Origin of the sequence: Klebsiella sp. 4_1_44FAA (assembly GCF_000238715.1) — a bacterium.
Lineage (GTDB): Bacteria > Pseudomonadota > Gammaproteobacteria > Enterobacterales > Enterobacteriaceae > Klebsiella > Klebsiella pneumoniae.
The window spans coordinates 68,328-89,311 of the sequence record NZ_JH414806.1 but is presented as its reverse complement, the minus strand read 5'-3'; the positions used below and the strand labels follow the sequence as shown (position 1 = coordinate 89,311).

The following is a 20,984-nucleotide window of genomic DNA, read 5'->3' as shown; positions in this document are numbered from 1 at the left end:
TCAAACTTTCGTTTGAAATCTGCCGGTTATGGTTTACGCCCGGTCGCTACAATATACACTTCACGCGAACGAGCGCGGGAAGAGTCCGGCTTACGAACTTTGACCTTCGTAAACAGGGAGCGAATTTCTCGAAGATACTCATCGAAGCCTTCGCCCTGGAACACCTTCACTACAAAACTACCACCTGGCGCTAATACATCACGAGACATTTCAAGCGCCAGTTCTACCAGATACATAGCCCGGGGAATATCCACCGCCGGTGTTCCGCACATATTCGGCGCCATATCGGACATGACAACTTGGACTTTACTGTCGCCCACTCGCTCAAGTAACGCTTTCAGGACTAATTCATCACGAAAATCGCCCTGAAGGAAGTCCACACCAACGATTGGATCCATTGGTAAAAGATCGCAAGCGATGATGCGGCCGCTGTTGCCGATCTGCGTGACCGCATACTGCGACCAGCCACCGGGAGCAGCACCGAGGTCGACTACCGTCATCCCCGGCTTAAAAATTTTGTCACTTTGCTGTATTTCATCAAGTTTAAACCAGGCACGGGAACGTAACCCCTTTTTCTGTGCCTGTTGAACATATTTATCGCTAAAGTGTTCCTGAAGCCAGCGGCTTGAGCTGGCAGAACGCTTTTTACCTGTCATTTAACATTCCCGTTCGGGTTCATCGTACTTTACTGCGTAAAAATCGACGCGGTAGTTTGGCGATATATGGGAGATGGCGGTAGAATGACCCGTTTTCAATCCCAACGTAAGCAAAAAAATACGATGAATCTGAGTACTAAACAAAAACAGCACCTGAAAGGTCTGGCACATCCGCTCAAGCCGGTAGTTATGCTTGGCAACAATGGTTTGACCGAAGGGGTACTGGCCGAGATCGAACAAGCGTTAGGGCACCATGAACTCATCAAGGTGAAGATCGCCTCAGAAGATCGCGAAACAAAAGCCTTGATCGTGGAAGCCATCGTACGCGAAACCGGCGCCTGTAACGTACAGGTCATCGGTAAAACGCTGGTTCTGTACCGCCCAACGCCAGAGCGTAAAATCTCGCTGCCACGCTAAGAATATCCTGAATCTCGACACAACTTTGTGTAAAACGAGGGATTTCTGCGGCCAGGCGAGCAAAATGCCATGCTCCTGACGTTGATAAAAGGCCGCTATGCGGCCTTTTTCCTTTCTTTACAATCTATAAACATCGTAGCGGGAAATACGCCTTACAGGTATTCAACCTTGGTAATTTCGTATTCCACTTCCCCACCCGGGGTACGGATAGTCACGACGTCATCCTGCTCTTTGCCGATCAGACCGCGGGCGATCGGCGAGTTCACGGAGATCAGATTCTGCTTAAAATCAGCTTCGTCATCGCCCACGATGCGGTAGGTCTGTTCCTCGTCGGTATCGAGGTTCAGCACGCTGACGGTAGAACCAAAAATCACCCGGCCGTTGTTCGGCATTTTGGTGATATCGATAACCTGCGCGTTAGACAGCTTCGCTTCGATATCCTTGATACGCCCCTCGCAGAAACCCTGCTGCTCACGCGCGGCGTGATACTCGGCATTCTCTTTCAGATCGCCGTGTTCACGGGCCTCAGCAATAGCGGCAATGATTTCAGGACGACGCACAGACTTCAGATAATCCAGTTCTTCGCGCAGTTTTTCAGCGCCACGTAAGGTCATCGGAATCGCTTGCATTAGTTATACCTCTTTATCATTCCTTCAGGGAACGGATAGTTCCGCTCCGCCACCTGTCCTGCCCACCGGCAGGACACGAGCAAAAAGAAACCGACCCGGGAAACACTCCCCAGGTCAGCAGCAATTTTTCATTTGATGGGTATTTTACCCCGAAGTTCATTATGGGTCATCGTTTACTTTACTGGGCGTTGCACCGTAGTATGACGGCCTGGCTTCAGGTTGTTAGCGCGAGATTATGCGATTTCCCAGATTTATCATCGGATTGACCGCCGGTATAGCGCTTAGCGCTCAGGCGGCGAATATTGACGAGTACATCAACCAGCTTCCCGCCGGTGCGAACCTTGCCTTTATGGCGCAAAAGGTCGGCGCATCGACGCCGGAAATCGACTATCACAGCCAGCAAATGGCGCTCCCGGCCAGTACGCAAAAGGTCATCACCGCGCTGGCGGCGCTGCTGCAACTGGGGCCCGATTTTCGCTTTACCACCACGCTGGAAACCAAAGGTTCCCTTGACGGCGGCGTGCTGAAAGGCGACCTGATTGCACGCTTCGGCGGCGATCCGACGCTTAAACGGCAGGATATTCGCAATATGGTGGCGACGCTGAAAAAAGCCGGCGTGCAGCGTATCGAAGGCAATGTGCTCATCGATACCTCGGTCTTCGCCAGCCATGACAAAGCGCCCGGCTGGCCGTGGAACGACCTGACGCAGTGCTTCAGCGCCCCGCCGGCGGCGGCGATTGTCGACCGTAACTGCTTCTCTGTCTCGCTGTATAGCGCGCAGAAACCGGGCGATGTCGCCTTCATTCGCGTTGCATCCTATTATCCGGTCACCATGTTCAGCCAGGTACGAACGCTGGCGCGTGGCTCATCGGAAGCCCAGTATTGCGAGCTCGACGTGGTGCCGGGCGATCTCAATCGCTATACTCTCACCGGCTGCCTGCCGCAGCGTAGCGAGCCGCTGCCTCTGGCCTTCGCCATTCAGGATGGCGCCAGCTATGCCGGAGCGATCCTCAAAGCGGAGCTGGCCCAGGCGGGGATCACCTACAGCGGCACGCTGCTGCGCCAGACGCTGGCCAATGAGCCCGGCACCGTGCTGGCAACCAGCCAGTCGGCTCCGCTGCACGATCTGCTGCGGATCATGCTGAAGAAGTCAGACAACATGATTGCCGACACCGTCTTTCGCACCATCGGCCACGCCCGGTTCGGCGTACCTGGCACCTGGCGGGCGGGCTCCGATGCCGTACGGCAGATCCTGCGTCAACAGGCTGGGGTCGATCTCGGCAACACTATCATCGCCGACGGCTCTGGCCTGTCGCGCCACAACCTGATCGCCCCGGCGACCATGATGCAGGTGCTGCAGTATATCGCCCAGCACGATACCGAGCTCAACTTCATCTCCATGCTGCCGCTGGCGGGCCATGACGGATCGCTGCAGTATCGCGCCGGTCTTCATCAGGCGGGCGTCGATGGTAAAGTCTCGGCGAAAACCGGGTCGCTCCAGGGGGTTTACAACCTCGCAGGCTTCATCACTACCGCCAGCGGACAAAAGGTGGCCTTCGTGCAATATCTCTCCGGCTACGCCGTGGAGCCAGCTGATCAGCGCAATCGCCGCATCCCACTGGTCCGCTTTGAAAGCCGCTTGTATAAAGATTTGTACCAGAACAATTAAAACAAAAGGGCCGCATCAGATGCGGCCCTTTTTGATCCAGAGAAGTCAGGATTAGCGTTTGTAGATGAATTCGACGCCTTCTTCGTCGTCCTCATCCCAGTCGTCATCCCAGTCTTCGTCATCTTCTGCTTCGGCTTCGGCCTCTTCAAGCTGCTGACGGTGATAGTCGTCCCACATAAACTCGACTTTCTCCGGCTTCTGCTCTTCTTCCGCCTGCACGATCGGGTTTTCGATGATGAAGGTCATCACGTCCCAGCACAGCTCTTTCACGCCCTGCTGGCTGGCCGCGGAGATCAGGTAGAATTTCTCTTCCCAACCCAGCGCTTCAGCAATCGCTTTGGCTTTGGCTTCGGCTTCGGCCTTGTCCATCAGGTCAATCTTGTTGAAAACTAACCAGCGTGGTTTGGAGGCTAGCTTCTCGCTGTATTTCTCCAGCTCGCCGATGATAATGCGCGCATTCTCAACCGGATCGGAGCCGTCGATCGGATCGATATCGATGAGGTGCAGCAGTACGCGGCAGCGCTCGAGGTGCTTGAGGAAGCGGATACCGAGGCCTGCCCCTTCCGCTGCGCCTTCAATCAGCCCAGGGATATCGGCAACTACGAAGCTCTTTTCATTGTCCATACGCACCACGCCCAGGCTTGGCACCAGGGTGGTAAACGGATAGTCAGCCACTTTCGGCTTGGCGGCGGAGACCGCACGGATGAAGGTGGATTTGCCGGCGTTCGGCATGCCCAGCATCCCGACATCGGCCAACAGCATCAGCTCCAGCTGCAGGTCGCGTTTATCACCCGGGGTACCCATGGTTTTCTGACGCGGCGTACGGTTAACGGACGATTTGAAACGGGTGTTGCCCAAACCGTGCCAGCCGCCTTTCGCCACCATCAGACGCTGACCGTGTTTGGTCATATCGCCCATGGTCTCGCCGGTGCCCTGATCGATAACCCGGGTGCCGACCGGCACTTTTACCGTCACGTCTTTACCGCGCTTACCGGTACAGTCGCGGCTTTGACCATTCTGCCCACGTTCGGCGCGGAACGATTTTTCAAAACGGTAGTCGATCAGGGTGTTCAGGTTCTCGTCCGCTTCCAGCCAGACATCGCCGCCATCGCCGCCATCGCCGCCATCCGGACCGCCTTTCGGAATATACTTTTCGCGGCGGAAGCTTACGCAACCATTGCCGCCGTCACCTGCTACGACCAGGATCGTTGCTTCATCTACAAACTTCATTTTACTCTCCGTAAATCATTCGCCTGAGCGGGGCAGCGGTACTACCGCCTCTCGCTTACGCCAACGTCCCCAAAGACGATGGCCGATGGCGGAATACATCGCGCCCGCAACCACGACAAACGCACCGAGATAACCAATCAGGTTTAACATCGGTCTGGCGAAAACATCGGGCCAGGCCATTGATAATAAATCAGAAAACAGTAGCGTAAACAGTGGCGTCAAGGTGATTAACGCGCTGACCTGCGCCGCCTGCCAGCGCGCCATGGCTTCCGCCAGCGCCCCGTAGCCGACCAGGGTATTCAGCCCGCAAAAAATCAGGCATGCCAGTTGCCAGCTGCTTAACCGGGAAATCACTCCGGGCTCAGCAAGTGGCAGTAATGCAATCGTACACAAAGTGTACAGCAAAAATAGTATCTGCTGTGATGCCAGACGGCGCAATAACACCTTTTGCGCGACGCCGTAGCTTACCCACACCGTAGCGGCAGCAACGCCGAAAATTACCCCCCACGTGTAGTCCGTCAGGCGGGTAAAGATTTCAATCAGACTGGTATTGAAGAACATCACCAGCCCGCTGAGCAGCATCAACGCGCCCACCACCTGGGTGCCGCGCATGCGCTCTTTCAGAATTACGACGCTAGCCACCATCATCCCCACCGGCGATAGCTGGCCGATGACCTGAGAAGCCGTGGGGCTGAGGTATTGCAGGGAAGAACTAAACAGGATGAAGTTACCGAACAGACCGCCGGTGGCAATCGCTAATAACACCAGCCAGCGCGGCTTGCGAAAAATTCGCATCGGCGGCAGTTTGCCTTTGATCGCGAGGATCGCGCCAAGCCCAATGCTGGCCATCAGAAAGCGATAAAAGACCACCGTAGGCGGCGCCATCACCTCGAGAACCTGTTTCATTGCAATCGGCAACGCTCCCCAACACATTGCGGTGGTAAGCGCCAGAATAATGCCAATCCCAGCCTGCTGCTTCATGCCTGTTTCCCTGCAAAAATTTTCCGGTAGACGAATGTAAAAAGCCCCGCAACGTGTTGCGGGGCTTTCATCCGTTACCGGGACGCGAAAAACTTATTCAGCAACGATGCTGATGAATTTACGGTTTTTCGGGCCTTTAACTTCGAACTTGACTTTACCGTCAGTCAAAGCGAACAGAGTGTGGTCACGGCCGCAACCAACGTTGGTACCAGCGTGGAATTTAGTACCACGTTGACGAACGATGATGCTACCTGCCAGAACTGCTTCACCGCCGAAACGTTTTACGCCCAGACGTTTAGCTTCTGAATCGCGACCGTTACGAGTCGAGCCGCCAGCCTTTTTATGTGCCATTTAAATCTACTCCTCAGGTCTTAGGCGCTGATGCCAGTGATTTTCACATCAGTGAACCACTGACGATGGCCCTGCTGCTTACGATAGTGTTTACGACGACGAAACTTAACGATTTTAACTTTCTCGCCACGACCGTGAGCAACAACTTCAGCTTTGATTACGCCGCCCTCAACGAAAGGAACGCCGATCTTGATTTCTTCACCGTTTGCGATCATCAGCACTTCAGCGAATTCAACAGCTTCGCCAGTTGCGATGTCCAGCTTTTCCAGGCGAACGGTCTGACCTTCGCTTACTCGGTGTTGTTTACCACCACTTTGGAAAACCGCGTACATATAAAACTCCGCTTCCGCGCACCTCTTTATGTGATTCAGAGTGCGCTATAAATATTCACAATAGGGCGCGAATATTACGCAAAACGCGAGCCTTTGACAAGAGCGATTAGCGATCAATGCAGAAAAAAAACACAACTTTCACGACAACGTTTATCTACGGCAATTTTTCAGTACAATCATATCTTCTTTTAATTCTGTCTTAATCCTTCTGTGATCCCACCTGGATTCATGGTAACAGGACATTTGGCCCGGCTTTTGCGATGAATTTAGAAAAAATCAATGAGTTAACCGCGCAAGATATGGCGGGTGTCAATGCGACGATTCTTGAGCAACTCAACTCCGATGTTCAGCTTATCAATCAGTTAGGCTATTACATCGTCAGCGGCGGCGGCAAACGCATTCGCCCGATGATTGCTGTGCTCGCCGCACGCGCGGTGGGCTATCAGGGGAGCGCGCATGTCACCATTGCCGCGCTGATTGAATTTATTCATACCGCCACCCTGCTGCATGACGACGTCGTCGATGAGTCTGATATGCGTCGCGGCAAAGCCACGGCCAATGCGGCGTTTGGCAATGCCGCCAGCGTACTGGTCGGCGATTTTATCTATACCCGCGCCTTTCAGATGATGACCCAGCTGGGCTCACTGAAGATCCTTGAGGTCATGTCGGAAGCGGTGAACGTCATTGCCGAAGGCGAAGTGCTGCAGCTGATGAACGTCAATGACCCGGATATCACCGAAGAGAACTACATGCGCGTTATCTACAGCAAGACGGCGCGCCTGTTTGAAGCTGCCTCGCAGTGTGCGGGACTGCTGGCCGACTGCACTGCGGAAGAAGAGCGCGCGTTGCAGGATTATGGCCGCTATCTCGGCACCGCTTTCCAGCTAATCGACGATTTACTCGATTATAGCTCTGACGGCGAGCGGCTCGGTAAAAACGTCGGTGACGACCTGAACGAAGGTAAACCCACGCTACCGCTGCTGCACGCCATGCACCATGGCACACCCGATCAATCAGCGATGATCCGCGGTGCGATCGAGCAAGGCAACGGCCGCCATCTACTGGATGCTGTGCTGGAAACGATGGCGACCTGCGGTTCGCTGGAATGGACGCAGAAGCGTGCCGAAGAAGAAGCTGACAAAGCCATTGCCGCGCTGCAGATCCTCCCGGACACGCCCTGGCGTGAAGCCTTGATTGGGCTGGCGCACATTGCAGTCCAGCGCGATCATTAATCCCCCCTCCTTTCCCGCGCGACGCGCGGGAAAGTTCCAGTAAAATGTCATTTCTCTCCCTAAACTTCCGAATATCTTGATAGATTCTGAATATTCCGGCGCTTTAACAGAACTTGTTAGAACCCTACATAGTACGCGGGTATAGTGTCTCTATCGCCCATGTGGGACGATCTGGACCTTTAACACCAGGAGAATTTATGGATAAGTTCATCGACTGGCATCCCGCAGATATTGTTGCGGGATTACGTAAACGGGGAACATCGCTGGCGGCAGAGTCGCGACGGCACGGACTAAGTTCTTCAACGCTGGCGAACGCCCTGACCCGCCCCTGGCCGAAAGGCGAATTGATTATCGCCACAGCGCTGGAAACGCAGCCGTGGGTCATCTGGCCGTCACGCTACCACGACCCGGTGACTCATGAGTTTATCGACAGAACGCAGATGATGCGTCAGAAGAAGATCGACAAGTGATGTGATTGCTCGACAGCGCCCCGGAACAACGTCCCGGGGCGCTGTCAGGACGCGGTTACTCGCCCTTCACGCGTTGAATATTGGCGCCCAGGGCCTGCAGTTTATCTTCGATACGCTCATAGCCGCGATCGATATGATAGATGCGATCGACGATGGTGGTCCCTTCAGCGATACAGCCGGCCAGCACCAGGCTCGCCGACGCGCGCAAATCGGTCGCCATCACCTGCGCGCCAGAAAGCTGCTTCACGCCGTGACAGATAGCGGTATTGCTCTCGATCTCCGCGTGCGCGCCCATACGGATCAGCTCCGGAATGTGCATGAAGCGGTTTTCAAAGATCGTTTCGGTGATCACGCCGGTCCCTTCCGCTACCAGGTTAAGCAGCGTGAACTGGGCCTGCATATCGGTCGGGAAGCCCGGGTGCGGCGCGGTACGCACGTTGACCGCTTTCGGACGGTTGCCGTGCATATCGAGGCTGATCCAGTCTTCGCCCGTTTCGATGTCAGCCCCGGCGTCGCGCAGCTTCGCCAGTACGGCATCCAGGGTATCCGGCTGCGCGTTACGGCAGAGGATCTTGCCGCCGGAAATCGCCGCGGCCACCAGGAAAGTCCCGGTTTCAATACGGTCAGGCAGCACACGGTAGACGCCGCCGCCCAGGCGCTGCACGCCTTCGATGGTAATGCGATCGCTACCCTGGCCTGTGATTTTTGCGCCCAGCGCGTTCAGGAAGTTGGCGGTATCGACAATCTCCGGCTCGCGAGCGGCGTTTTCAATAATCGTCGTTCCCTCCGCAAGCGTCGCTGCGCTCATGATGGTTACGGTGGCGCCGACGCTCACCTTATCCATCACAATATGCGCGCCTTTCAGGCGACCGCTGACCGAGGCTTTGACATAACCTTCTTCCAGTTTGATCTCGGCGCCTAGCTGCTCCAGACCGCTAATATGCAGATCGACCGGACGCGCGCCGATAGCGCAGCCGCCAGGCAGAGAAACTTGCCCCTGACCGAAACGCGCCACCAACGGGCCCAGCGCCCAGATAGAGGCGCGCATGGTTTTCACCAGATCGTACGGAGCACAGAATACATCGACCGGGCCGGCGTCAATCCATACCGAACCATTGCGCTCGACCTTCGCGCCCAGCTGGCTCAGCAGCTTCATGGTGGTATCGATGTCTTTCAGCTTAGGTACGTTTTGGATCTCTACCGGCTCTTCGGCAAGCAGCGCGGAAAAGAGGATTGGCAGGGCGGCGTTTTTTGCCCCGGAGATGGTGACTTCACCCTGAAGGCGAGTCGGCCCCTGAACACGGAATTTATCCATTGATTCTGTTCTCTATTAAAAATTCACATACGCTGCAGGGGATCCCCCACAGCTTAGAAGCCATTGAGTTTGCGGTCTCGCGCCCACTCCTGCGGAGTAAAGGCCTTGATCGACAGCGCATGGATGCGGTTGTCGGCAATATATTCCATCAGCGGCGCGTAGACGCTCTGCTGCTTTTTCACCCGACTCATGCCATCGAACATCTCACCCACAGCAATAACCTGAAAGTGGCTGCCATCGCCAGAGACGTGGACTTCCTGGAGGGGGAGTGCGTTCATCAGCACGGTCTGAATTTCATGATTTTCCATGGGCTCAAATTTATCTGATAATGAAAACAGCCCAACATCTTAGAGGAAAGTGGCGCGGTCTTAAACAAGCAAAAAGCCCCGGCGAAAAGATTGCCAGGGCTTTCGGAATAGCTTCAGTGCTAAGGCACTGAAAAGATTATGAGATCAGATCGGCAGGCAGGTTGTAAAGACCGATCAGCGTTTGCAGGTTTTCGCTCTTGCCGACCAGCTGCGCTTCCCGGCCCTGACGGCGAATCAGCGCCATAAAATGCACTAACAGCGCCAGGCCCGCGGTGTCCACGCGCGTGGTCTGACTGAGATCGATGATCGCCGTACCCGCCGTCGCCTGGGCGCGCGCCTCCCAGAGCGGGACCAGCAGATCCTGATCCAGCTCCCCGTGCAGCGCCAGCGTCTCGCCCTCGCGAGTCCAGCTCAGCTGCCCGCTCATTTATTTTTTCTGTTCCAGGGTGATCGGCTGCGCAGAGATCGCTTTCAGCTGCGCGGTCAGGCCATCAACGCCCTTGGTGCGCAGCAGATCGCTCCACTCATTCTGTTTGGTGGTGATCATGCTCACCCCTTCCGCGATCATATCGTAGGCCTGCCAGTTGCCGGTCTGGGTATTTTTACGCCACTGGAAGTCAAGACGTACCGGCGGACGACCGTTCGGGTCGATGATAGTGACGCGGATCGGAACGATGGTTGCGCTGCCCAGCGGCTGCTCCGGAGCAATCTGGTAAGTCTGCCCATGGTACATCGCCAGCGCCTGACCGTAGGCCTGCTTCAGGTATTCACGGAAGGCGGCAAAATAGGCCTCACGCTGCGCAGGGGTCGCTTCTTTGTAATAGCGGCCCAGCACCAGCGCGCCGGCATATTTCACCTGTACATACGGCAATAACTCCTGGTCGACGATGTCGCGCAGATAGTTAGGATTAGCTTTAATCTTCGGCTGTTCATTCTTCAGGCGATCGAAGGTTTTCTGCGCCGCTTCATTCATCAGCTTATACGGATTGGACTGATCTGCAGCCTGGACGGCGGTCAGCGGGGCAATCACCAGCATGGCGACCATGAGTAAGCGTTTAAACATATCGTATTTCTCCTGAAATTAATGCGTCGTGCCGGCTGCCGGCGTCGCGTCAGTATGACCTTCTGCCTCGGCCTTATCATTGCCAGAATTCTGATTGTCGCCGCCCTTACTGTTATAAAGGAACTGACCAATCAGATCTTCCAGCACCATGGCGGACTTAGTGTCCTGGATAGTGCCGCCGTCTTTAAGGATAGTCGTCCCGAGGTCCGGGTCTTCAAAACCGACGTTCAGCGCCAGGTACTGCTCGCCCAGCAGGCCAGAGGTGCGGATCGCCAACGAACTGGTATCCGGGATATGGTTGTATCGCTCATCGATATCGAGCTCCACGCGTGGCAGATAGGTTTTCGGATCGAGCGTAATGTCCGCTACCCGCCCCACTACCACGCCGCCGATGCGCACCGGCGAGCGCGCCTTCAGGCCGCCGATGTTATCGAAAGTCGCATAAAGGCGATAAGTCGGCTCGGTGCGTAGCGAGGTGACGTTCGCCGCCTTCAGGCAGACAAACAGCGCCGCCAGCAGCGCCACCAGTAAGAACACCCCTACCCAGATTTCAGTTTTTTTCGTTTGCATGAACTCAATTCCCAAACATCAGCGCAGTCAGCACAAAATCCAGCCCCAGAACCGCCAGCGACGCATGCACCACGGTACGCGTTGTCGCCCGGCTAATCCCGGCGGAAGTGGGGATAGCGTCATAACCATTAAATAACGCAATCCAGGTTACCGTAATAGCGAACACCAGACTCTTAATCAGGCAGTTCACCAGATCCATTCGCCAGTCGACGGCATTTTGCATCGCGGTCCAGAAAAAACCACCGTCAATGCCTTTCCAGCTCACACCCACCAGCGCACCGCCCCAGATCCCTACCGCGACGAAGATAATCGTCAGCAGCGGCAGCGAAATGACACCGGCCCAGAAGCGTGGGGAAATGACGCGACGCAGCGGATCCACCGCCATCATCTCCATACTGGAGAGCTGTTCCGTGGCCCGCATCAGGCCAATCTCGGCGGTCAGCGCCGACCCGGCGCGGCCGGCAAACAGCAGCGCGGCGACCACCGGCCCCAGCTCACGCAGCAGCGACAGCGCCACCAGCATGCCAAGACTGGTCTCTGCGCTGTAGGTGGTTAACACCAGATACCCCTGCAGCCCGAGCACCATACCGATAAACAAGCCCGATACAATGATAATCAGCATCGACAGGACGCCGACGTTATAGAGTTGACGAACCAGCAGCGGCGCGTGCTTGCGAAACTCTGGTTTGCCGACAACGGCGTTGAAAAGCATTAATCCGGCGCGTCCAAACGTCGCGGTGGTTTTAATACCGCGATGACCTAGCGCGGCCAGCGCATTAAACAGCATGAGTCGCTCAACTCCCTATGCCTAATAAATCATGGTGATAGTCGCCAGCAGGATAACGGAACGGCACCGGACCGTCGGCAATACCATCAATGAACTGACGAACCCGAGGATCGGTATTCTCCCGTAGCGACTGGGCGCTACCGTGGGCGACAATCTTTTTATCCGCCACGATATACGCGTAGTCCGCAATACTAAGCACCTCGGGCACATCGTGCGAAACCACGATGCAAGTGACACCCAGCGTGCTGTTGAGTTCAGAAATCAGCTTCACCAGTACGCCCATAGTGATGGGATCCTGCCCGACGAACGGTTCGTCGAACATAATCAGATCCGGCTCCAGGGCAATGGCTCTCGCCAGGGCGGCGCGGCGCGCCATCCCACCGGAAAGCTCAGAAGGCATTAACTTCGCCGCACCGCGTAGCCCCACCGCTTCCAGCTTCATCATCACCGTCGTATGCAGCAGCGCAGGCGGCAAATGCGTATGTTCGCGCAGCGGATAGGCAACGTTGTCAAAGACATTGAGATCGGTGAACAGCGCGCCAGACTGGAACAGCATGCTCATCCGCTTACGCACCGTATAAAGACGCGAACGCGTCATCTGCGGCACGTTCTCGCCATCAAACAGGATCTCTCCCCTGTCCGGCGGGATCTGGCCGCCGATCAGGCGTAACAGGGTAGTCTTGCCGATCCCCGAAGGTCCCATGATCGCAGTAATTTTACCGCGCGGCACCGACAGCGAGATGTCGTCGAAGATCACACGATCGCCGCGTGAAAAGCGGATACCGCGCACTTCAACTAAATTCGCCTGAGTTTGGCTCATAAAATCATCCTTACTAAACACCTGACGGGCAAGCATGGCCCTTTCTTGCGCCACAATCACAACATTTTTACAGAATCTTACCTGCACAGGTTAGCGAAAGCTGGCATTTGTTTTACTTTTGGCACACATAAAGTCAAAATTAAGAATTCGTTACGCTGCGTAGGGATAACCCAGCGAGGCGACGATTATACCTGAAGAAAGGACTTTAGATGCTCTTAGCGACGGCTCTGTTAATTATTGGTTTATTGCTGGTTGTCTACAGCGCCGATCGTCTGGTCTATGCCGCCTCCATCCTGTGTCGTATGTTGGGGATCCCGCCGCTGATCATCGGCATGACAGTGGTCAGTATCGGCACCAGCCTGCCTGAGATCATGGTCGCCACCGCGGCCTCGCTGCACGGGCAGACCGATCTGGCGGTCGGCACCGCGCTCGGATCTAATATCACCAATATCTTATTGATCCTCGGTCTCGCCGCCTTACTCAGGCCATTTACCGTGCATTCTGATATTCTGCGCCGCGAATTACCGCTAATGTTGCTGGTCAGCGTGCTGGCGGGACTGGTGCTCTACGATGGACAACTGACCCGTCTCGACGGGCTATTTTTACTGGCGTTAGCGCTTCTGTGGCTGCTGTTCACCATCAAAATCGCTCGCCTGGCGGAGCGCCAGGGAAGCGATAGCCTGACCCGCGAACAGCTGGCGGAGCTGCCACGCGAAGGGTCGCTGCCGGTCGCCCTGCTCTGGTTAGGGGTAGCGATGATCGTCATGCCGATGGCGACCCGCATGGTGGTGGATAACAGTACAGTGCTGGCAAACTATTTCGCCATCAGCGAACTGACCGTCGGCCTGACGGTGGTGGCGATAGGCACCAGCCTGCCGGAGCTGGCCACCTCCATCGCCGGGGCGCGGAAAGGGGAAGATGATATTGCCATCGGCAATATCATCGGCGCCAATATCCTCAATATCGCACTGGTGCTGGGTTTACCGGCGCTGATCGCGCCGGGGAGCTTTGCGACCGAAGCCTTCACTCGCGATTATGGCGTGATGCTGCTGGTCAGCCTGATCTTCGCAGTGCTGTGCTGGCGCCGTCAGCAGCAGCCGGGACGACTGGTTGGCGCGCTGCTGGTCGGCGGCTTTGTGGTTTGGTTGGCGATGCTGTTTTGGACAGCACCGCTCTTCGTTGAATGATTCGGGATAACATCATGTCGCAAATAGATTTGCCCACGGATTTTGACTTTCAACAGGCAGGCCGTCAGGTGCTGGAAATTGAACGTGAAGGTCTGGCCCAGCTCGATCAATACATAAATGAAGACTTTACCCATGCCTGCGAAACGATTTTCCGCTGCGGCGGGAAAGTCGTGGTGATGGGGATGGGCAAATCCGGCCACATCGGCCGCAAAATGGCGGCAACCTTCGCCAGTACCGGCACCTCGGCATTTTTTGTCCACCCCGGCGAAGCGGCGCACGGTGATTTAGGTATGGTCACCCCGCAGGATGTGGTAATTGCGCTGTCGAACTCCGGCGAATCGAATGAAATCCTCGCGCTGATCCCGGTCCTCAAGCGCCAGCAGGTGAAGCTTATCTGTATCACCAGCCGGCCGGAGAGCAGCATGGCGCGCGCGGCGGATATCCATCTGTGCGTGAAAGTGCCGAAGGAGGCCTGCCCGTTAGGACTGGCGCCCACGTCGAGCACCACCGCCGCGCTGGTGATGGGTGATGCCCTCGCCGTCGCCCTGCTGGAAGCCCGCGGCTTTACCGCTGAGGATTTCGCCCTGTCGCATCCGGGCGGCGCACTCGGCCGTAAGCTGTTGCTGCGGGTCAATGATATTATGCATACCGGTGATGAAATCCCGCACGTCGGCCTGCAGGCGACCCTGCGCGATGCGCTGCTGGAAATCACGCGTAAAAATTTAGGCATGACCGCTATCTGCGATGACGATATGAACATCATCGGTATCTTTACCGACGGTGACCTGCGCCGGGTCTTCGATACCGGCGTTGATATGCGCGATGCCAGCATTGCCGACGTCATGACCCGGGGAGGTATCCGCATCCGCCCCGGCACTCTGGCGGTGGATGCGCTAAACCTGATGCAATCCCGTCATATCACCTGCGTGCTGGTTGCCGATGGCGACCATCTGCTGGGTGTGGTACATATGCACGATCTGCTGCGCGCGGGCGTAGTGTAAGTAAGGAAAAAATAATGAATAATGCTGATGCTCAGTTAGCGACCTGCTACGGGCCGGTAAGCCAGGCGTTTGTCGATCGCGCGGCGAAGATCCGTCTACTGATCCTTGATGTCGACGGTGTATTATCCGACGGGCTTATCTATATGGGTAATCACGGCGAGGAGCTGAAAGCGTTTAACGTCCGTGATGGCTATGGTATCCGCTGCGCGCTGACCTCGGGTATTGAAGTGGCGATTATTACCGGGCGAAAAGCTAAACTGGTAGAAGATCGCTGTCAGACGCTGGGCATTACGCATTTGTACCAGGGGCAGTCGGACAAGCTGCTGGCGTTCCGCGATCTGACGGACAAACTGCACGTGCGGCCGGAAGAAGTCGCCTACATCGGCGACGATCTGATTGACTGGCCGGTGATGGCCGAAGTGGGCCTTAGCGTCGCCGTCGCCGATGCGCATCCGCTGCTGCTACCGCGGGCGAATTATGTCACGCGAATTAACGGCGGACGCGGCGCGGTACGCGAAGTCTGCGATTTGTTACTATTGGCGCAGGGCAAGTTGGATGAGGCCAAAGGGCAATCAATATGAGTAAAACCAGACGTTGGGTTATCATTTTACTGTCGCTGCTCGCGCTGATCCTTATCGGCCTGAATCTGGCGAATACGGACGACACGGCCCAGCCGGAGGTCAATCCTAACGACCCTACGTATAAAAGCGAACATACCGACACCGTGGTATACAGTCCGGAAGGCGCCCTGAGCTATCGGCTGATTGCCGAGCACGTGGAATATTTTTCCGATCAGGAGGTCTCCTGGTTTACCAAACCGGTGATGACCACCTTTGATACTAACAAGGTGCCTACCTGGTCGGTCAGAGCAGACAAAGCGAAGCTGACGAATGACCGGATGCTCTATCTTTACGGGCACGTTGAGGTGAATGCGCTCGCGCCAGATTCTCAACTGCGCAAAATTACGACGGATAACGCCCAGATAAATCTGGTAACGCAGGACGTTACCTCCGATGACATGGTGACGTTATACGGCACCACATTTAATTCCAGCGGCCTGAAAATGCGTGGAAACCTTCGCAGCAAAAATGCCGAGCTGATTGAAAAGGTGAGAACCTCTTATGAAATTCAGAACAAACAAACTCAGCCTTAAGATTGCGCTCGCCGGCGCGTTACTGGCCGCCAGCCTGCCGGCCCTCGCCAAGACGGGCGATACCGATCAGCCGATCCATATCGAATCCGATCAGCAGTCGCTGGACATGCAGGGCAATGTCGTCACCTTCACCGGTAACGTGGTCGTGACCCAGGGGACGATCAAGATTAACGCTGATAAAGTGGTGGTCACCCGTCCAGGCAACGAGAAAGGCAAAGAGGTGATCGAAGGTTTCGGTAACCCGGCTACTTTCTATCAGATGCAGGATAACGGCAAGCCGGTAAAAGGCCGGGCGTCGAAAATGCGCTACGAGCTGCAGAACGATTACGTCGTGCTGACGGGCAACGCTTATCTGGAACAGCTCGACAGCAACATCAAGGGCGACAAGATCACCTATCTGGTGAAAGAGCAAAAAATGCAGGCCTTCAGCGACAAAGGTCGACGCGTCACCACCGTTCTGGTGCCGTCCGAGCTGCAGGACAAAAGCGGCAACCAGCAAAAGAAGAGTAACTAATCCGTTATGGCAACCTTAACTGCGAAGAATCTCGCTAAAGCGTATAAAGGCCGCCGCGTGGTGGAAGATGTCAGTCTCACCGTTAACTCGGGCGAGATTGTCGGCTTGCTCGGCCCGAACGGCGCCGGTAAAACGACCACCTTCTACATGGTGGTCGGGATTGTGCCCCGCGACGCAGGCAATATCATCATCGATGACGAAGATATCAGCCTGCTGCCGCTGCACGCGCGCGCGCGACGGGGCATTGGCTATCTGCCGCAGGAAGCGTCGATTTTCCGTCGCCTCAGCGTCTATGACAACCTGATGGCGGTCCTGCAGATCCGTGACGATTTAACCAGCGAGCAACGGGAAGATCGCGCTAAAGAGCTGATGGAAGAGTTTCATATTGAGCACCTGCGCGACAGCCTCGGTCAGGCGCTCTCCGGTGGTGAACGCCGCCGCGTCGAAATCGCCCGCGCGCTGGCGGCGAATCCGAAATTTATTCTTCTGGATGAACCCTTTGCCGGCGTGGATCCGATCTCCGTTATCGATATTAAACGCATCATTGAGCACCTGCGCGACAGCGGTCTCGGCGTTCTGATTACCGACCATAACGTCCGTGAGACCCTCGCGGTCTGCGAACGCGCGTATATTGTCAGTCAGGGACACCTTATCGCTCATGGTACACCGCAGCAGATCCTCGAAGATGAGCAGGTTAAGCGCGTGTATCTTGGGGAAGACTTCAGACTCTGATAGGGTAGAGGTTACAGACGTTTTAGCCGGAGATATTTACCCTGAACATGAAGCAAGGTTTGCAATTAAGGCTTAGCCAACAGCTTGCCATGACGCCGCAGCTGCAGCAGGCGATTCGTTTGCTGCAGTTGTCCACGTTAGAACTCCAGCAAGAGCTCCAGCAAGCGCTGGAAAGTAACCCGTTGCTTGAGCAAACCGATCTTCACGACGAGGTAGAGGCAAAAGAGGTGGAGGACCGCGAGTCCCTCGATACCGTCGATGCGCTTGAGCAAAAAGAGATGCCCGACGAACTGCCTCTCGATGCCAGCTGGGATGAAATCTATACCGCTGGCACGCCGTCGGGTAACGGCGTCGACTATCAGGACGACGAGCTTCCCGTCTATCAAGGCGAGACCACCCAGACGCTGCAGGACTATCTGATGTGGCAGGTTGAGCTGACGCCTTTCACCGACACCGACCGCGCTATTGCCACCTCTATCGTCGACGCCGTCGACGATACGGGCTACCTCACGATTCAGATTGAAGATATTGTCGACAGCATCGGCGATGACGAGATCGGCCTGGAGGAGGTGGAAGCGGTCCTCAAGCGAATCCAGCGTTTTGATCCGGTTGGCGTCGCAGCGAAAGATCTGCGCGACTGCCTGCTGATCCAGCTGTCGCAATTTGCTAAAGAGACGCCGTGGCTGGAAGAGGCGCGGCTGATTATCAGCGACCATCTTGATCTGCTGGCCAACCATGATTTCCGCACTCTAATGCGAGTCACCCGCCTGAAAGAAGAGGTGCTTAAAGAGGCGGTCAACCTGATCCAGTCCCTGGATCCTCGCCCTGGCCAGTCCATTCAGACCAGCGAACCGGAATATGTCATCCCGGATGTGCTGGTGCGCAAGGTGAGCGGCCGCTGGACCGTCGAGCTCAACGCCGACAGCATTCCACGGTTGAAAATAAATCAGCAGTATGCGGCAATGGGCAACAGCGCCCGCAATGACGCCGACGGCCAGTTCATTCGCAGCAATCTGCAGGAAGCCCGCTGGCTGATTAAAAGTCTGGAAAGCCGCAACGATACCCTGCTGCGCGTCAGCCGCTGCATCGTAGAGCAGCAGCAGGCTTTTTTCGAACAGGGTGAAGAGTATATGAAGCCGATGGTGCTGGCCGATATCGCCCAGGCCGTCGAGATGCATGAATCGACGATTTCCCGTGTCACCACGCAAAAATATCTGCACAGTCCGCGCGGTATTTTTGAACTGAAGTATTTCTTCTCCAGCCATGTGAATACCGAAGGCGGAGGCGAAGCCTCGTCGACGGCTATTCGCGCGCTGGTGAAGAAGCTCATCGCCGCGGAAAACCCCGCGAAGCCGTTGAGCGACAGTAAGCTCACCTCCATGCTGTCCGAGCAGGGTATTATGGTGGCGCGCCGCACTGTCGCGAAGTACAGAGAGTCTTTATCCATCCCGCCGTCAAACCAGCGTAAACAACTGGTCTGACATAACCGATAAGGAAGACACTATGCAGCTCAACATTACAGGACACAACGTCGAAATTACGCCTGCGATGCGCGAATTCGTTACGGCGAAGTTCAGCAAGCTGGAGCAATTTTTCGACCGGATCAATCAGGTCTATATTGTGTTAAAAGTAGAGAAAGTGACGCAAATTGCGGACGCGAATCTGCATGTCAACGGTGGCGAAATCCATGCCAGTGCGGAAGGGCAGGATATGTATGCGGCTGTCGATGGTCTTATCGACAAGCTGGCAAGACAGTTAACGAAGCACAAAGATAAACTAAAACAACACTAATTGTCCGGGCCCCCTTGCGCCCGCCGCTGGATATCATCGGCGACGGGCGCGGGGGCGCTCAGGTGAAATTATGATGAACAACGATTCGGCTCTACAACTGAGCAACGTCCTGAACCAGGAATGTACCCGTAGCCAGGTGCACTGCCAGAGCAAGAAGCGTGCTCTGGAAATCATCAGCGAACTGGCCGCCAAACAGTTAAGTTTGCCGCCGCAGGTGGTGTTCGAAGCGATCCTCACCCGCGAAAAAATGGGCAGTACCGGGATCGGCAATGGTATCGCCATTCCCCACGGAAAACTGGAAGAGGATACGCTGCGTGCTGTCGGCGTTTTTGTCCAGCTGGAAACCCCCATCGCCTTCGACGCGATCGACAATCAGCCTGTCGACCTGCTGTTCGCGCTGCTGGTGCCGGCCGACCAGACAAAAACTCACCTGCATACGCTCTCCCTGGTGGCCAAACGGCTGGCGGACAAAGCGATTTGTCGTCGCCTGCGCGCGGCGCAGAGCGATGAAGAGTTGTATGAGATCATCACCGAAGCAGGAAGCAGCGATGACGCATAACGGCAGTCGCACCTTATCCTTTATCGTACTGAGGAGAAACGGTACATGGTACTGATGATCGTCAGCGGCCGCTCGGGCTCGGGTAAATCCGTCGCTCTGCGAGCGCTGGAAGATATGGGCTTTTACTGCGTGGATAACCTGCCGGTCGTGCTGCTGCCCGACCTGGCGCGGTCGCTGGCTGACCGTAATATCTCCGCGGCCGTCAGCATCGACGTGCGTAACATGCCGGAATCCCCGGAGATCTTCGAGCAGGCGATGCAGAATCTGCCGGAATGTTTTTCTCCGCAGCTGCTGTTCCTTGATGCCGACCGCAATACCCTGATCCGCCGGTACAGCGATACCCGTCGCCTGCACCCGCTCTCCAGCAAGAATCTGTCGCTGGAAAGCGCCATCGACGAAGAGAGCGATCTGCTGGAGCCCCTGCGCTCCCGCGCCGATCTGATCGTCGATACGTCGGAAATGTCGGTGCATGAGTTGGCCGAGATGCTGCGTACCCGACTGCTGGGTAAACGCGAGCGTGAACTGACGATGGTCTTCGAATCCTTCGGCTTCAAGCACGGTATTCCGATCGATGCCGATTACGTCTTTGACGTGCGCTTTCTGCCCAACCCGCACTGGGATCCGAAACTGCGTCCAATGACCGGCCTGGATAAACCAGTGGCCGCCTTCCTCGATCGGCACACTGAAGTGCACAACTTTATTTATCAGACCCGAAGCTATCTTGAGCTATGGTTACCGATGCTGGAGACCAACAATCGCAGCTATCTGACGGTGGCCATTGGCTGTACCGGCGGTAAACATCGTTCGGTTTATATTGCTGAACAACTGGCTGACTACTTCCGCTCGCGCGGCAAGAACGTGCAGTCTCGTCATCGGACGCTGGAAAAACGTAAATCATGACCGTAAAGCAGACCGTTGAAATCACCAATAAGCTGGGCATGCACGCCCGCCCGGCGATGAAGCTGTTCGAACTGATGCAGAATTTCGATGCCGAAGTACTGCTGCGCAACGATGAAGGCACGGAGGCGGAAGCCAACAGCGTGATTGCCCTGCTGATGCTGGACTCGGCGAAAGGGCGACAGATAGAGGTGGAGGCCAGCGGTCCGCAGGAAGTTGAAGCCCTCGCCGCGGTGATTGCCCTGTTTAACGCTGGCTTTGACGAAGACTAAACGTGACGCTTCCCGGCGACGGACGACTGGCGACTGTACCAGCCCCGG

General features: G+C 55.9%; 28 protein-coding genes. 15 read left to right on the top strand and 13 right to left on the bottom strand.

Annotation, left to right across the window (positions count from 1 at the left end):
• Positions 1-26: 26 nt before the first annotated feature.
• Complete coding sequence (gene rlmE, locus HMPREF1024_RS03750) at positions 27-656, bottom strand: 23S rRNA (uridine(2552)-2'-O)-methyltransferase RlmE (protein WP_002918373.1); 630 nt, start codon at positions 654-656, stop codon at positions 27-29.
• Between the two features lie 123 nt (positions 657-779).
• Between rlmE and yhbY the strand changes: the two genes are divergently transcribed.
• Positions 780-1,073 carry a ribosome assembly RNA-binding protein YhbY gene (gene yhbY, locus HMPREF1024_RS03755; protein WP_002918374.1) on the top strand — a complete coding sequence of 98 codons (294 nt, stop codon included), beginning with the start codon at positions 780-782 and terminating at the stop codon, positions 1,071-1,073.
• 152 nt (positions 1,074-1,225) lie between these two features.
• Here the strand turns inward: yhbY and greA are convergent, their stop codons facing one another.
• Complete coding sequence (greA, locus tag HMPREF1024_RS03760; RefSeq protein WP_002918375.1) at positions 1,226-1,702, bottom strand: transcription elongation factor GreA; 477 nt, start codon at positions 1,700-1,702, stop codon at positions 1,226-1,228.
• Positions 1,703-1,937: 235 nt separating this feature from the next.
• Here greA and dacB point away from each other — a divergent pair, with 235 nt between their 5' ends.
• Positions 1,938-3,371: a serine-type D-Ala-D-Ala carboxypeptidase gene (gene dacB, locus HMPREF1024_RS03765; protein ID WP_004149937.1), complete on the top strand. Its 1,434-nt coding sequence runs from the start codon at positions 1,938-1,940 to the stop codon at positions 3,369-3,371.
• 51 nt (positions 3,372-3,422) lie between these two features.
• On the opposite strand, the gene cgtA is transcribed toward dacB, so the two are convergent.
• The 4 genes from cgtA to rplU form a co-directional block, all read right to left on the bottom strand.
• Positions 3,423-4,601 carry an Obg family GTPase CgtA gene (cgtA, locus tag HMPREF1024_RS03770; protein ID WP_002918377.1) on the bottom strand — a complete coding sequence of 393 codons (1,179 nt, stop codon included), beginning with the start codon at positions 4,599-4,601 and terminating at the stop codon, positions 3,423-3,425.
• A gap of 15 nt (positions 4,602-4,616) precedes the next feature.
• Positions 4,617-5,582 (bottom strand): DMT family transporter, encoded by a 966-nt coding sequence (locus HMPREF1024_RS03775; RefSeq protein WP_004149938.1) that lies wholly within the window; start codon positions 5,580-5,582, stop codon positions 4,617-4,619.
• A 93-nt stretch (positions 5,583-5,675) separates the two neighbouring features.
• Positions 5,676-5,933, bottom strand: a complete 258-nt coding sequence (gene rpmA / locus HMPREF1024_RS03780; RefSeq protein ID WP_002434222.1) for a 50S ribosomal protein L27 — start codon at positions 5,931-5,933, stop codon at positions 5,676-5,678.
• 20 nt (positions 5,934-5,953) lie between these two features.
• Positions 5,954-6,265: a 50S ribosomal protein L21 gene (gene rplU / locus HMPREF1024_RS03785; protein WP_002918379.1), complete on the bottom strand. Its 312-nt coding sequence runs from the start codon at positions 6,263-6,265 to the stop codon at positions 5,954-5,956.
• 260 nt (positions 6,266-6,525) lie between these two features.
• Here rplU and ispB point away from each other — a divergent pair, with 260 nt between their 5' ends.
• Positions 6,526-7,497, top strand: coding sequence for an octaprenyl diphosphate synthase (ispB, locus tag HMPREF1024_RS03790; RefSeq protein ID WP_004144907.1), 972 nt, complete (start codon positions 6,526-6,528; stop codon positions 7,495-7,497).
• A 197-nt stretch (positions 7,498-7,694) separates the two neighbouring features.
• Positions 7,695-7,967, top strand: coding sequence for a DNA-binding transcriptional regulator SfsB (sfsB, locus tag HMPREF1024_RS03795; RefSeq protein WP_002918381.1), 273 nt, complete (start codon positions 7,695-7,697; stop codon positions 7,965-7,967).
• A 55-nt stretch (positions 7,968-8,022) separates the two neighbouring features.
• Here the strand turns inward: sfsB and murA are convergent, their stop codons facing one another.
• The 7 genes from murA to mlaF form a co-directional block, all read right to left on the bottom strand.
• Positions 8,023-9,282 (bottom strand): UDP-N-acetylglucosamine 1-carboxyvinyltransferase, encoded by a 1,260-nt coding sequence (murA, locus tag HMPREF1024_RS03800; RefSeq protein ID WP_002918382.1) that lies wholly within the window; start codon positions 9,280-9,282, stop codon positions 8,023-8,025.
• 53 nt (positions 9,283-9,335) lie between these two features.
• Positions 9,336-9,590: a BolA family iron metabolism protein IbaG gene (gene ibaG, locus HMPREF1024_RS03805; RefSeq protein ID WP_004144910.1), complete on the bottom strand. Its 255-nt coding sequence runs from the start codon at positions 9,588-9,590 to the stop codon at positions 9,336-9,338.
• 136 nt (positions 9,591-9,726) lie between these two features.
• Positions 9,727-10,017: a lipid asymmetry maintenance protein MlaB gene (gene mlaB / locus HMPREF1024_RS03810; RefSeq protein ID WP_004144912.1), complete on the bottom strand. Its 291-nt coding sequence runs from the start codon at positions 10,015-10,017 to the stop codon at positions 9,727-9,729.
• Positions 10,018-10,653: a phospholipid-binding protein MlaC gene (gene mlaC, locus HMPREF1024_RS03815; RefSeq protein WP_002918386.1), complete on the bottom strand. Its 636-nt coding sequence runs from the start codon at positions 10,651-10,653 to the stop codon at positions 10,018-10,020.
• Between the two features lie 18 nt (positions 10,654-10,671).
• Positions 10,672-11,223: an outer membrane lipid asymmetry maintenance protein MlaD gene (mlaD, locus tag HMPREF1024_RS03820; RefSeq protein ID WP_002918387.1), complete on the bottom strand. Its 552-nt coding sequence runs from the start codon at positions 11,221-11,223 to the stop codon at positions 10,672-10,674.
• A 4-nt stretch (positions 11,224-11,227) separates the two neighbouring features.
• Complete coding sequence (gene mlaE, locus HMPREF1024_RS03825) at positions 11,228-12,010, bottom strand: lipid asymmetry maintenance ABC transporter permease subunit MlaE (protein WP_004150949.1); 783 nt, start codon at positions 12,008-12,010, stop codon at positions 11,228-11,230.
• Between the two features lie 7 nt (positions 12,011-12,017).
• The gene (gene mlaF / locus HMPREF1024_RS03830) at positions 12,018-12,830 is read right to left on the bottom strand and encodes a phospholipid ABC transporter ATP-binding protein MlaF (protein WP_004150950.1); all 813 of its coding nucleotides are present in this window, start codon (positions 12,828-12,830) and stop codon (positions 12,018-12,020) included.
• A 209-nt stretch (positions 12,831-13,039) separates the two neighbouring features.
• Here mlaF and HMPREF1024_RS03835 point away from each other — a divergent pair, with 209 nt between their 5' ends.
• The 11 genes from HMPREF1024_RS03835 to npr all read left to right on the top strand — a co-directional run bounded on the left by HMPREF1024_RS03835 (position 13,040) and on the right by npr (position 20,936).
• The gene (locus tag HMPREF1024_RS03835; RefSeq protein WP_009309636.1) at positions 13,040-14,017 is read left to right on the top strand and encodes a calcium/sodium antiporter; all 978 of its coding nucleotides are present in this window, start codon (positions 13,040-13,042) and stop codon (positions 14,015-14,017) included.
• Between the two features lie 14 nt (positions 14,018-14,031).
• Positions 14,032-15,018 (top strand): arabinose-5-phosphate isomerase KdsD, encoded by a 987-nt coding sequence (gene kdsD, locus HMPREF1024_RS03840; protein ID WP_002918399.1) that lies wholly within the window; start codon positions 14,032-14,034, stop codon positions 15,016-15,018.
• A 14-nt stretch (positions 15,019-15,032) separates the two neighbouring features.
• Complete coding sequence (gene kdsC / locus HMPREF1024_RS03845; protein ID WP_002918405.1) at positions 15,033-15,599, top strand: 3-deoxy-manno-octulosonate-8-phosphatase KdsC; 567 nt, start codon at positions 15,033-15,035, stop codon at positions 15,597-15,599.
• Positions 15,596-16,171, top strand: a complete 576-nt coding sequence (lptC, locus tag HMPREF1024_RS03850) for an LPS export ABC transporter periplasmic protein LptC (protein WP_002918413.1) — start codon at positions 15,596-15,598, stop codon at positions 16,169-16,171. The genes kdsC and lptC overlap by 4 nt, the downstream gene beginning before the upstream one ends.
• Positions 16,140-16,685, top strand: coding sequence for a lipopolysaccharide ABC transporter substrate-binding protein LptA (gene lptA / locus HMPREF1024_RS03855; protein ID WP_002918415.1), 546 nt, complete (start codon positions 16,140-16,142; stop codon positions 16,683-16,685). Before lptC ends, lptA begins: the two co-directional genes overlap by 32 nt.
• 6 nt (positions 16,686-16,691) lie before the next feature.
• Positions 16,692-17,417, top strand: a complete 726-nt coding sequence (gene lptB / locus HMPREF1024_RS03860; RefSeq protein WP_002918417.1) for an LPS export ABC transporter ATP-binding protein — start codon at positions 16,692-16,694, stop codon at positions 17,415-17,417.
• A 47-nt stretch (positions 17,418-17,464) separates the two neighbouring features.
• Positions 17,465-18,898, top strand: a complete 1,434-nt coding sequence (gene rpoN / locus HMPREF1024_RS03865; RefSeq protein ID WP_002918420.1) for an RNA polymerase factor sigma-54 — start codon at positions 17,465-17,467, stop codon at positions 18,896-18,898.
• Positions 18,899-18,920: 22 nt separating this feature from the next.
• Positions 18,921-19,208 (top strand): ribosome hibernation promoting factor, encoded by a 288-nt coding sequence (gene hpf / locus HMPREF1024_RS03870; protein WP_002918423.1) that lies wholly within the window; start codon positions 18,921-18,923, stop codon positions 19,206-19,208.
• A 70-nt stretch (positions 19,209-19,278) separates the two neighbouring features.
• Positions 19,279-19,767 (top strand): PTS IIA-like nitrogen regulatory protein PtsN, encoded by a 489-nt coding sequence (ptsN, locus tag HMPREF1024_RS03875; protein ID WP_004144926.1) that lies wholly within the window; start codon positions 19,279-19,281, stop codon positions 19,765-19,767.
• 45 nt (positions 19,768-19,812) lie between these two features.
• Positions 19,813-20,667 carry an RNase adapter RapZ gene (gene rapZ, locus HMPREF1024_RS03880; protein WP_002918428.1) on the top strand — a complete coding sequence of 285 codons (855 nt, stop codon included), beginning with the start codon at positions 19,813-19,815 and terminating at the stop codon, positions 20,665-20,667.
• Positions 20,664-20,936, top strand: a complete 273-nt coding sequence (npr, locus tag HMPREF1024_RS03885; protein ID WP_002918431.1) for a PTS phosphocarrier protein NPr — start codon at positions 20,664-20,666, stop codon at positions 20,934-20,936. Before rapZ ends, npr begins: the two co-directional genes overlap by 4 nt.
• The last annotated feature ends 48 nt before the right edge of the window (positions 20,937-20,984 follow it).

Excerpts from the sequence above, each read along its gene's own strand:
- rlmE (WP_002918373.1), bottom strand. The coding sequence starts at position 656 with ATGACAGGTAAAAAGCGTTCTGCCAGCTCAAGCCGCTGGCTTCAGGAA.
- yhbY (WP_002918374.1), top strand. The coding sequence starts at position 780 with ATGAATCTGAGTACTAAACAAAAACAGCACCTGAAAGGTCTGGCACAT.
- greA (WP_002918375.1), bottom strand. The coding sequence starts at position 1,702 with ATGCAAGCGATTCCGATGACCTTACGTGGCGCTGAAAAACTGCGCGAA.
- dacB (WP_004149937.1), top strand. The coding sequence starts at position 1,938 with ATGCGATTTCCCAGATTTATCATCGGATTGACCGCCGGTATAGCGCTT.
- cgtA (WP_002918377.1), bottom strand. The coding sequence starts at position 4,601 with ATGAAGTTTGTAGATGAAGCAACGATCCTGGTCGTAGCAGGTGACGGC.
- HMPREF1024_RS03775 (WP_004149938.1), bottom strand. The coding sequence starts at position 5,582 with ATGAAGCAGCAGGCTGGGATTGGCATTATTCTGGCGCTTACCACCGCA.
- rpmA (WP_002434222.1), bottom strand. The coding sequence starts at position 5,933 with ATGGCACATAAAAAGGCTGGCGGCTCGACTCGTAACGGTCGCGATTCA.
- rplU (WP_002918379.1), bottom strand. The coding sequence starts at position 6,265 with ATGTACGCGGTTTTCCAAAGTGGTGGTAAACAACACCGAGTAAGCGAA.
- ispB (WP_004144907.1), top strand. The coding sequence starts at position 6,526 with ATGAATTTAGAAAAAATCAATGAGTTAACCGCGCAAGATATGGCGGGT.
- sfsB (WP_002918381.1), top strand. The coding sequence starts at position 7,695 with ATGGATAAGTTCATCGACTGGCATCCCGCAGATATTGTTGCGGGATTA.
- murA (WP_002918382.1), bottom strand. The coding sequence starts at position 9,282 with ATGGATAAATTCCGTGTTCAGGGGCCGACTCGCCTTCAGGGTGAAGTC.
- ibaG (WP_004144910.1), bottom strand. The coding sequence starts at position 9,590 with ATGGAAAATCATGAAATTCAGACCGTGCTGATGAACGCACTCCCCCTC.
- mlaB (WP_004144912.1), bottom strand. The coding sequence starts at position 10,017 with ATGAGCGGGCAGCTGAGCTGGACTCGCGAGGGCGAGACGCTGGCGCTG.
- mlaC (WP_002918386.1), bottom strand. The coding sequence starts at position 10,653 with ATGTTTAAACGCTTACTCATGGTCGCCATGCTGGTGATTGCCCCGCTG.
- mlaD (WP_002918387.1), bottom strand. The coding sequence starts at position 11,223 with ATGCAAACGAAAAAAACTGAAATCTGGGTAGGGGTGTTCTTACTGGTG.
- mlaE (WP_004150949.1), bottom strand. The coding sequence starts at position 12,010 with ATGCTGTTTAATGCGCTGGCCGCGCTAGGTCATCGCGGTATTAAAACC.
- mlaF (WP_004150950.1), bottom strand. The coding sequence starts at position 12,830 with ATGAGCCAAACTCAGGCGAATTTAGTTGAAGTGCGCGGTATCCGCTTT.
- HMPREF1024_RS03835 (WP_009309636.1), top strand. The coding sequence starts at position 13,040 with ATGCTCTTAGCGACGGCTCTGTTAATTATTGGTTTATTGCTGGTTGTC.
- kdsD (WP_002918399.1), top strand. The coding sequence starts at position 14,032 with ATGTCGCAAATAGATTTGCCCACGGATTTTGACTTTCAACAGGCAGGC.
- kdsC (WP_002918405.1), top strand. The coding sequence starts at position 15,033 with ATGAATAATGCTGATGCTCAGTTAGCGACCTGCTACGGGCCGGTAAGC.
- lptC (WP_002918413.1), top strand. The coding sequence starts at position 15,596 with ATGAGTAAAACCAGACGTTGGGTTATCATTTTACTGTCGCTGCTCGCG.
- lptA (WP_002918415.1), top strand. The coding sequence starts at position 16,140 with ATGAAATTCAGAACAAACAAACTCAGCCTTAAGATTGCGCTCGCCGGC.
- lptB (WP_002918417.1), top strand. The coding sequence starts at position 16,692 with ATGGCAACCTTAACTGCGAAGAATCTCGCTAAAGCGTATAAAGGCCGC.
- rpoN (WP_002918420.1), top strand. The coding sequence starts at position 17,465 with ATGAAGCAAGGTTTGCAATTAAGGCTTAGCCAACAGCTTGCCATGACG.
- hpf (WP_002918423.1), top strand. The coding sequence starts at position 18,921 with ATGCAGCTCAACATTACAGGACACAACGTCGAAATTACGCCTGCGATG.
- ptsN (WP_004144926.1), top strand. The coding sequence starts at position 19,279 with ATGATGAACAACGATTCGGCTCTACAACTGAGCAACGTCCTGAACCAG.
- rapZ (WP_002918428.1), top strand. The coding sequence starts at position 19,813 with ATGGTACTGATGATCGTCAGCGGCCGCTCGGGCTCGGGTAAATCCGTC.
- npr (WP_002918431.1), top strand. The coding sequence starts at position 20,664 with ATGACCGTAAAGCAGACCGTTGAAATCACCAATAAGCTGGGCATGCAC.